8 protein-coding genes and 1 pseudogene are annotated in these 8,732 nt (G+C 68.1%); 4 read left to right on the forward strand and 5 right to left on the reverse strand.

Annotated elements, in window-relative coordinates:
• The 5 genes from ABZ911_RS42440 to ABZ911_RS42460 all read right to left on the reverse strand — a co-directional run.
• The coding region (locus tag ABZ911_RS42440; RefSeq protein WP_358070160.1) for a helix-turn-helix domain-containing protein at positions 1 to 301 on the reverse strand (301 nt) is incomplete at its 3' end.
• Positions 302 to 429: 128 nt separating this feature from the next.
• Positions 430 to 1,560 carry an IS5 family transposase gene (locus ABZ911_RS42445; RefSeq protein WP_358070163.1) on the reverse strand — a complete coding sequence of 377 codons (1,131 nt, stop codon included), beginning with the start codon at positions 1,558 to 1,560 and terminating at the stop codon, positions 430 to 432.
• Positions 1,561 to 1,697: 137 nt separating this feature from the next.
• Positions 1,698 to 2,021, reverse strand: a complete 324-nt coding sequence (locus tag ABZ911_RS42450) for a M55 family metallopeptidase (RefSeq protein ID WP_358070166.1) — start codon at positions 2,019 to 2,021, stop codon at positions 1,698 to 1,700.
• 442 nt (positions 2,022 to 2,463) lie between these two features.
• Complete coding sequence (locus ABZ911_RS42455) at positions 2,464 to 3,102, reverse strand: response regulator transcription factor (RefSeq protein ID WP_358070169.1); 639 nt, start codon at positions 3,100 to 3,102, stop codon at positions 2,464 to 2,466.
• A 151-nt stretch (positions 3,103 to 3,253) separates the two neighbouring features.
• On the reverse strand, positions 3,254 to 4,372 hold the full coding sequence (locus ABZ911_RS42460) for a sensor histidine kinase (protein WP_358070172.1): 1,119 nt from the start codon (positions 4,370 to 4,372) through the stop codon (positions 3,254 to 3,256).
• Between the two features lie 166 nt (positions 4,373 to 4,538).
• Here ABZ911_RS42460 and ABZ911_RS42465 point away from each other — a divergent pair, with 166 nt between their 5' ends.
• The 4 genes and pseudogenes from ABZ911_RS42465 to ABZ911_RS42480 form a co-directional block, all read left to right on the forward strand.
• Complete coding sequence (locus tag ABZ911_RS42465; protein WP_358070175.1) at positions 4,539 to 6,005, forward strand: alpha/beta fold hydrolase; 1,467 nt, start codon at positions 4,539 to 4,541, stop codon at positions 6,003 to 6,005.
• Positions 6,002 to 6,937: an ATP-binding cassette domain-containing protein gene (locus ABZ911_RS42470; RefSeq protein ID WP_358070178.1), complete on the forward strand. Its 936-nt coding sequence runs from the start codon at positions 6,002 to 6,004 to the stop codon at positions 6,935 to 6,937. The genes ABZ911_RS42465 and ABZ911_RS42470 overlap by 4 nt, the downstream gene beginning before the upstream one ends.
• Positions 6,934 to 7,683 (forward strand): ABC transporter permease subunit, encoded by a 750-nt coding sequence (locus tag ABZ911_RS42475; RefSeq protein ID WP_358070181.1) that lies wholly within the window; start codon positions 6,934 to 6,936, stop codon positions 7,681 to 7,683. The genes ABZ911_RS42470 and ABZ911_RS42475 overlap by 4 nt, the downstream gene beginning before the upstream one ends.
• Positions 7,684 to 7,983: 300 nt before the next feature.
• Positions 7,984 to 8,393 (forward strand): annotated as a pseudogene (locus tag ABZ911_RS42480) (IS30 family transposase); the annotation flags it as partial.
• Between the last annotated feature and the right edge of the window lie 339 nt (positions 8,394 to 8,732).

Raw genomic sequence — 8,732 nt, forward strand, 5'->3', positions numbered from 1 at the left:
GCGGGGTGAACTCCACGCCGAACTCCCGTTTGATCAGCTCGGCCACCATCGCGCGGGTCCACAACCCGAAGTCGAATTGCAGTTGGCGGGGGTTGTGCCCGATGATCCAGCCACGCAGTTGTGCCAGTTGCCGTTGGCTCAGTGCCGGTACGGGTCCTGGTGGCATTCTCACGGTCAGCGCGGCCGGTCCGCCTTCCTCGCGGAGCTTGATCCAGCCGAATATTGTTGATCTGCCTACGCCGAAGATGGCCGCGGCGTCATCGACGTGCATGCCGTTATCGATGGCGGTGAGGACGATCATCCGGGTGTCTTGAAGGTCTCGCCGAGGGATTCGCTTACCTGACTCCTTGGTCACACTGAGAAATATTCCAGTTACTCAATATCGGCGCCCAGGAAACGACTCAACTGGTCCAGTAATCCAATTTCTCATCAGTAAGTGTTCGCGGGCATGGGTCCGTAGAGGGCTGGTCCGATCTTGTTGATGTAGCCCTGGTGGGACCATTGGGACAGTTGGACTCGGAAGCTGTTGATGTTCTCGATGCCGAGGATGGTGGCCAGTTCTGCCCCTTTCCATGCCCTCCAGGGCTGGGCGGTCAGGAGTTCCAGGACCTTGCCGCGCCGGTCGGGACTGTGCAGGGCCGGCGGAGGTGGCGGGTCTCCCCAGCGGCCGTGGGGCGGTTGGCCTGCCAGTTCGCGGGTCAGGCGGCGGGTCATCTGGTGTACGGTGGCCCACCAGATCAGGGCTTCGTGGTGTTCAGGCTTGCGTTCGTGGATCCGGACCAGCCGCCGGTAGCGGGCCGGCCAGGCGAAGGTTCTTTCCACCACCCACCTGCGGGGCAACACCACGAAGCCACGGACGTCGTCGCTGCGCTTGACGATCGTGACGGCCAGGCCGAGGACCTGCTTGGCCCAGGCCTGCAACCGGCCGGCGTAGCCGCCGTCGGCCCAGACCAGCCTTATGGTGGAGAACTTCTCCCGCAGCAGGGCCAGCAACGGGTGCGCGCCGTCACGGTCCTGGACCGATGCGGCGGTGACGATCACGCACAGGAGTAGCCCGAGCGTGTCGACCACGACATGCCGCTTCTGCCCCTTGATCTTCTTGCCTGCGTCATAGCCACAGGTCGCGGCTGCGACGGTCTCGGCTGCCTTGACCGTCTGGGAGTCGATGCAGCCTGCCGTGGGGAGTTCGCCCCGTCCGGCCAGGATCCGCAGGCGTCCGCGCAGCCGTCCGGCGAGCAGCTCGGGCAGGCCCCGCCGGGACCAGCGCAGGAAGAACGCGTAGATCGCCTCATGCGGCGGGAAGTCGATCGGCAGGGCCCGCCACTCGATCCCGTATCGGGTCACATAGGTGATCGCGTCGAGCGTTGCTCGCAGGTCATGCACCATCGGCCTGCCGGTGGTTGCGACCAGCTCGGCCATCACCGCCCGCGCCTCGCCTTCCAGCACCGCCCATTCGGCGTCGGTCAGATCCGACGGATATGACGGTTTCCGGCCGCGACATCGGCACCCTGGTGAGGCGCAATCGCTGGCGTCCGGGGGCGTGGGCGTGTAGACAGACAACCACGGGCTCCTGGCTGCTGAGCTGCTTAGACAACACCTCAGCTACCGGGAGCCCGCTCCCGTTCACGGGTTAACGACCCGAAAATGACCACACTCCGCCGGTCTCGTGACTCGAACCCCACCACCAAATCCCTTTGTCAGCAGGCTCTTAGAGCATGCCGTACGGCGGCTGTCATGGTCTCGGCGGTGAACGCCACGGTGCGCCCGCTTCTGGTGACGCCGGGAATGAGGGCCGCGAGATCCGCTGAGCGCGGCTGGTGCAGGTCGACCTCGACTTGGAGCGGCTGGGGAACCGAGGCCGGCGGGTTGGTGGCGTGCAGTCGTATCGCCTGGTTGGCGCCTTGCCGCAGGCGGTCTCGTGCTTCCTCCGGGTGTAGAATGTCGGCCGCGTGCTGGCCGAGGCCTCGTTTGACCGGCACGGTGACGGCCTGGGGCACCAGTGCGGTGAACTCCTCGCACATGCGTTGTCTCCGCTGGCCAGCACGACGGGCCCGCCGTAGGGCCCGTCAGCAGGGTGTTGATCCCAATCTCGCCGTGTGAACGGCCGTTGATGCGGACGTCGAGGATGGCATCAGCCATGATGTGGGCGAGCACAGCGCCGCTGGCGCCAGCTCATGCGTGGTGGCCCACGAACATCACGACCTGGGCACCATACTGCAGGGCCCGCTAGCATGCCGAGTTCGCGGGGTTTGCTGCGGATCAGCCGGGCTTGCCGATCGAGGTCCTCAGGCAGGATGTTGCGGTACGGGCCGTGGCGTCGGCTCATACGGGAGGTGGGCGCGCTGCTGGACGCCGGAGCCGCGCACGCCGGCCGTACCGACCACAACCACCTGCTGGGGTGGTCCGCGGCAACGGCATTCCCAGCCGGCGGGCGGAGGTGATCGGCCGCAGCCCGCGCCCGTGCTAACGCGGCGTGACCAGGCCGCCTTCGTAGGCGGCGATGACGAGTTGGGCGCGGTCTCGGGCCTGCAGCTTGGCCAGCAGGCGGCCGATGTGCGTCTTCACGGTCCCGGGGCTCACCTGAAGCTGGTCGCTGAGCTCGGCGTTGGACAGCCCGTGGGCGATGAGGGTGAGCACCTCGCGCTCTCGGTCCGTCAGCGTGTCGAGCCCCTGGAAGACCTGCTGGACCGGCCGCCGTACGAACTCCGCGATCAGCCGCGTCGTGACGCGCGGCGCGAGCAGCGTCTCGCCCGAGGCGACCACCCGGATCGCCTTCAGGAGATCGTCGGGGGGTGCGTCCTTGAGCAGGAACCCGCTGGCGCCCGCCCGCAGCGCCGAATAGACGTACTCGTCAAGGTCGAACGTGGTCAAGATGAGGACCCGGGCATCCCCGGCGATCTGCTTGGTCGCGGTGATGCCGTCCATTTCCGGCATCCTGACGTCCATGAGCACCACATCGGGTGACTCCGTCCGCGTGAGTGTCACCGCCTGCTGCCCGTCGGCCGCTTCGCCGACCACGAAGAGGTCGTCCTCCGAGTCGATCAGCAGCCGGAAGCTGCCACGCAGCAGTGCCTGATCGTCGGCGATCAGCACTCGAATCAAGAGCTCTCCCTGGCACGTCCATCCGGGGCAGGATCCGGTCTGCCGGCTCCCCCCGCGATCCTGGCCTGACGTACGTCATGATGGATCAACGCCTGAGGCCCACACGCCGATCCGCTACCGGGGGATGGGTGGTCGGCGTGGGCCAGGTCGGTCAAGGGATCTCCCACGATGCGTGCACGGCGAACCCTCCCCCTGGCAGGGGCCCGGCATCGAAGGAGCCACCGTACATCATGGCCCGTTCGCGTATTCCCGTCAGACCGTGGCCGCCCGTCTGGCGCGGCAGCACGCGCTGCCCCGGCCCGTCGTCGATCACGGAGATCTTCAGTATCCCGTCGGCGGCCGACACGCTGGCCCGGCAGTGGGCGGGCGCGGCGTGCCTGACGACGTTGGTGACCGCTTCCTGGACGATGCGGTAGACCGGCAACCCCATGCTGTCGGGCACGGTTCCGCTCACCGAGAGGTCGACCTGCACGCCGGCCTCCGCCGCCCGGTCGGCCAGGGACGGCAGGTCGGCGAGGCCGGGCAGCGGTGCGTTCTCGGGTGCGCCGTCGGGTGAACGCAGTGCGCCGAGGAACTGGCGCATCTCCACGAGTGAGCTGCGCCCGATCTCCTCGATGGCCTGCAGCGCCTTGCGTCCTTCCGCCGGGTGCTTGTCCAGGACCTTGGCCGCCACGCCGGCCTTGACGGTGATCATGCTCATGGAATGGGCGAGGACGTCGTGCAGTTCGCGGACGATGCGCAGGCGCTCGTCGACCGCCGCCTTCTCGGCCTGCCTCCTGACCTCTCGGGCGGCGAACTCTCGGCGAGTGCGCGCCGTCGTGCCGAGGCTCCAGCTCGCTCCCACGACCAGCCACGCCGTCCCGACCATGAAGAAAGGGTCCGGCCAGCCGTTCGCGTGCCGTGGTACGCCGATCAGCGACATCAGCAGCGCGGACCCGGTCACGAGCAGGCCCAGAACGAACGCGATCGCCGATCGCCGCACCGGCTGGGTGGCCGACACCAGGTAAAGGGTCAGGGCCACCATCGCGGCCAGCATGATCTGGTTCACCTGCAGCACGAGCACGAGGGGGCTGGCCAGGAGCGCGCCGCAGTAGGCGGGCCCCGGCCAGATCCGCCGCACTGCCATGGGCAGCGAGCAGACCAGCGCCGACACGGTGTTCACATTGAGGCCCGGCCGGTCCGTCGTGGACGCCAGCGCGAGCAGCATCGCGACGGCGATGTCGGCGAGGATCAGCAGCCTGTGTGGAAGCCGCCGGGCGAGCAGGTTCACATCCTGAGGGTAGCGAGGAACGATCAGGAGGGAATCGGAGCACGAGCCGTCAGACCAGGGTCGTACTCTGCTCTCGTATGCCTGCGCCGTATGACCCTGGTCTGATCGGTAAGACCGGATCTGGCTCCGATGCGCGCGCCCGCCGCCGTCCGGGATCGTTGCCCGCATGAATCCACGCACACTCATCGCCGGGTGCCTGGCCGCCTGCCTCGCCGTGTCACTCAGCGGCATCGCGCTGGCGTCGGCACAGGCGTATCGCCTCACTTGGAGGAGCTGCGGTGACGGCCTGCAATGCGCCGAGCTGGTCGTCCCCGTCGACTGGGCCGACCCTGGCGGGCCGAGGACCTCGGTGCACGTGGCCAAGCTGCCCGCGATGGGCAAGAGCATGGGGCCGCTGATCGTCAACTTCGGCGGCCCTGCCACCAGCACGGCGATGCTCAGGCCTTTGAGCGGCTCCGACGCCCCGCCCGAACTGCCGGTCCTGCTGGCGGAGTTGCGGAGCCGGTTCGACGTCATCGCCTTCGACCCGCGCGGGCTGGCCGAGCCGAAGAGCGGCAAGGCGGTCAGTTGCGACGAGCCCGCGGCCTCCACGTCCGGGCTGATCATCGCGCGCACGAAACAGGACTGGGACGCGCACGCCGCCAAGAACGCGGCCCACCAGGCGAGCTGCCGCAAGACGGTCAAGTCGGCGTGGCGGGGGCTGACGTCGTGGAACGTGGCCCACGACATCGACGCGCTGCGCGCCGCGCTCGGCCAGGACAAGCTTCTCTACGCGGGCAACTCCTACGGCACCGTCTACGCCCAGGCCTATCTGGAGCTGTTCCCGCAGCGGGTGGGCCGGATGTACTTCGACGGCACCGCCGATCACACTCAGCAGGGTCTCGAGCCCTGGTTGCGCAACTATGCGCTCACCCAGGAGCGGCACCTGACCCGCTTCCGCGATTGGTGCGCCCGCCGTACGGACTGCGCCCTGCACGGCAGGGACGCCGGCAAGGCATATGACGAACTGGTCGCCAGGGTGCGCCGCGCGCCGCTGCCGGCATCGGCCGGCAGGACGGTGCACGAGGGAGAACTGAACGCGGGCGCGAGCCAAGGCATGAACCCGGCGGAATGGCCGCTGCTCGCCACCGCCATCCGCAAGGCCCTCGACGGTGACGCCATCAACTTCCTGACCGAGCTGGCGCCGGACCAGGGCAGCGCGTCCGTAAGCGGAGACTCCCTGTGTAACGACTTCATGCCGAAGCTGCCGACATATGAGGAGTTCCAGGCCATCGAGGCCAGGCTGCGTGAGATCGCGCCAAGGTTCGGATGGATCGAGGGGCGCTTCGAGCTCGGACGCTGCTGGGGGCGCAGCGGGGGTGCGTCCTGGGCACCGCACCCGTTGCGGGTGAAGGACGTCCCGCCGATCCTCTTCGCGATCGGGGAGCTCGACAACAACACCAACTATCGCGGGCAGCAGCACGTGGCCGAGCAGATTCCGTCCGCGCGCGTCCTGTGGCACGGCGACGGCCACGCGGCCTGGGGAGGCAACACCTGCCTGCGGCGACATGTCCTGGCCTACCTGACCACGGGCACGGTGCCCGAGCAGGGTACACGCTGCCCAGCCGAGCTGATTCAACGGGTGGGAAGATGATCGAGGTCGTAGATCTGACGAAGGTGTACGGTTCCACGCGGGCGGTCTCTGGGCTCACATTCGACGTCAAACCTGGGCAGGTGACGGGCTTTCTCGGGCACAACGGGTCCGGCAAGTCCACCACCATGCGGATGATCCTCGGCCTGCACGCGCCCACCTCGGGCAAGGCGTTGATCAACGGCGTCCGCAAGCAGGACCTGCGGGACCCCATGCGTGAGGTCGGTGCCATGCTCGACGCCGCCGAGGTGCAGGGCGGGCGCAGCGCGTTCGACCACCTTCAGGCGCTGGCGTACGCCGGAGGGATCTCGAGACGCAGAGTCGTACAGGCTCTGGAGGAGGTCGGCCTGGCCGGCGCGGCACGCAAGCGGATCGCCGAGTTCTCCCAGGGCATGCGCCAGCGCCTCGGCATCGCGGCGGCGCTGCTGTCCGACCCGGGAGTGATCATTCTTGACGAGCCGGTCAACGGCCTCGACCCCGAAGGCATCCGCTGGCTCAGGAAGCTACTGAGATCCCTCGCGGCCGAAGGGCGGACCGTCCTCCTGTCGAGCCATCTGATGACCGAGATGTCGCTCACCGCCGACCGGCTCATCATCATCGGCCGCGGAAAGCTGATCGAGGACACCCCGATGGCGGATCTGCTGGCCCGATTCCAAGGCGACGTACTGGTCCGATCACCTCACGCGGCCCGCCTGGCCAGGGTGCTCGAAGCCGCGGGGGCAACCGTACGCCGCGCACCGCGAACGGCCGAGCCCGCCACGAGCAGGGCGGCGATGCTGTCGCCTCATCCCCCTCCGGCCGAAGAGGAACTGCTGGTGACCGGCTTGTCCGTGGCCGCCATCGGCGATGCCGCCCTGGCGAGCGGCTGCGCCGTCCACGAGCTGGCGCCGTCCCGGGCATCGCTGGAAGAGGTCTTCATGGAGATAACCCAATGATCAACGTCGTCGCGTCGGAATGGCTCAAGCTGCGCTCGCTGCGCTCCGCCTTCTACGTCTTGGCCTCCACGCTCTCGGCCATGGCGCTCACCGGCTTCGCCGCCTTCTCAATCTCACGCTACTTCGACACCAACGGTCCCGGTGAGCCCGTCGGCACGGGGCTCAGCTTCAGCGCCGACATTACCCCCGTGCTGTTCGGCATGCTCGGCGTGCTCGCCATCTCCGGCGAGTACAGCACGGGCATGATCAGGCTGACGCTGACCACGATCCGCCGCCGGTGGCACCTCCTCCTGGCCAAGGCCGTCGTGGTGGCCGCCGTAGCCGCCATCGCGGGCCAGGCGGTGGCGTTCGGCACGTACTTCACCGCCCAGGCGGTGGTGGGCGGGCGCCCCATCGGCGCCTCGCTCTCGGAACGGGCCGCCCTGACGGAGGTGCTGGCGGCGGGCGCCGGCTCTGCGGTTGCCGCGATCGCGGGGCTGGGCCTGGCCACGATCCTGCGCTCGACACCCGGGGCGCTCATCGCGCTGGTCGCTCTCCTGCTGGCTCCGACCCTGATCGAACGCTTCCTCCCCGCCCCGTGGAACGACTGGGCAGGCTCCCTGACGATCCCGGCGCTGACGAGGCAGTTGGCCGGCGTCCCCGACTCCGGCGCCTTCGGCCCCTCCTTGACCACCATCATCCTGACGGGTTATGTCATGATTTCGCTCCTGGCGGCGGCCCAAGCGATCACCCGTCGCGACGCCTGACTGCCACGGACCTCGGGCTGCCGTCATCCTCGAGCTGTCGATCATCCATTCCATCATGTACGGCCCGCTCGCCGCCCTGTTCGCCGATATGTTGGCGACGGCCCGCGCTACAGCGGCCGCCTTCCTGGGCTACCAGATCGGCGGCATGCTCGTCCAGTCGTGGTGAACAGCTGCAGCCGGAAGGTGGCCGGGTGAGGGCGGGGCTGGTCGACGGCGAACATGTGGTCGTCGACGGTCCGGGAGCGGAGCGCGGTGTACCGCGTCAGGAAGGCCTCGATGGAGGAAGTCATGGCGGCGATGACCCTGGTCGAGCGCACCACCCGCTACGTGATGCTCGTTCACCTTCCCATCGACCGCAGCGCCGAGCGCATGCACGACGCCCTGGTGGAGACCATGGCCACGCTACCTGCCCAGCTCAAACGCTCCCTGACCTGGGACCAGGGCAGCGAAATGGGCCGCCACCACGAGTTCTCCGTCGCCGCCGACATGCCCGTCTACTTCTGCAACCCGGCCAGCCCCTGGCAGCGCGGCTCGAATGAGAACATCAACGGCCTGCTGCGCCAGTACTTCCCCAAGGGCACCGACCTGTCGGTCCACACTCGCGAGCAGCTCGAGCCGTCGCCGCCGAGTTGAACACTAGGCCACGGAAGACGCTCGACTGGGACACCCCGGCCGAGCGCCTCGCCGAGCTCTTGGCAACCTGCGCCTGACATGGCGGGACGCAATGCCGCAGCGTGGCTGTGACTTTGTGGCTTGAATTACCCGGCGGAATTTGGCGTGCTGTCAGTGGGGCCGATCAGTGGGTGCGGCGGCGCGAACGTCATCACTGCACGCCACACCCTACATGGGTGTCTGGTGGAGGAGGACGACGCGCCAGCCCCCGGAGGTCCGGCGGTAGACCGTCGACGCATGCCATGAGGACGTCTCATCGCCGATAGTGCTTGTCAGAGGGCATTGCGCGAGTTGATGCCCCTTTCGTCCTTTGCCTTGGGGAAGGCGGGCTGGTCAGGGTGTTATCAGCTGGGCTGGGGGCGTGGCTGAGCGAACAA

It is taken from the genome of Nonomuraea sp. NPDC046570 (assembly GCF_040645915.1).
GTDB lineage: Bacteria > Actinomycetota > Actinomycetes > Streptosporangiales > Streptosporangiaceae > Nonomuraea.

What these genes read in the sequence shown, in the direction of transcription:
- ABZ911_RS42450 (WP_358070166.1), bottom strand. Translation starts at nt 2,021, where the DNA reads ATGTGCGAGGAGTTCACCGCACTGGTGCCCCAGGCCGTCACCGTGCCG.
- ABZ911_RS42465 (WP_358070175.1), top strand. Translation starts at nt 4,539, where the DNA reads ATGAATCCACGCACACTCATCGCCGGGTGCCTGGCCGCCTGCCTCGCC.
- ABZ911_RS42470 (WP_358070178.1), top strand. Translation starts at nt 6,002, where the DNA reads ATGATCGAGGTCGTAGATCTGACGAAGGTGTACGGTTCCACGCGGGCG.
- ABZ911_RS42475 (WP_358070181.1), top strand. Translation starts at nt 6,934, where the DNA reads ATGATCAACGTCGTCGCGTCGGAATGGCTCAAGCTGCGCTCGCTGCGC.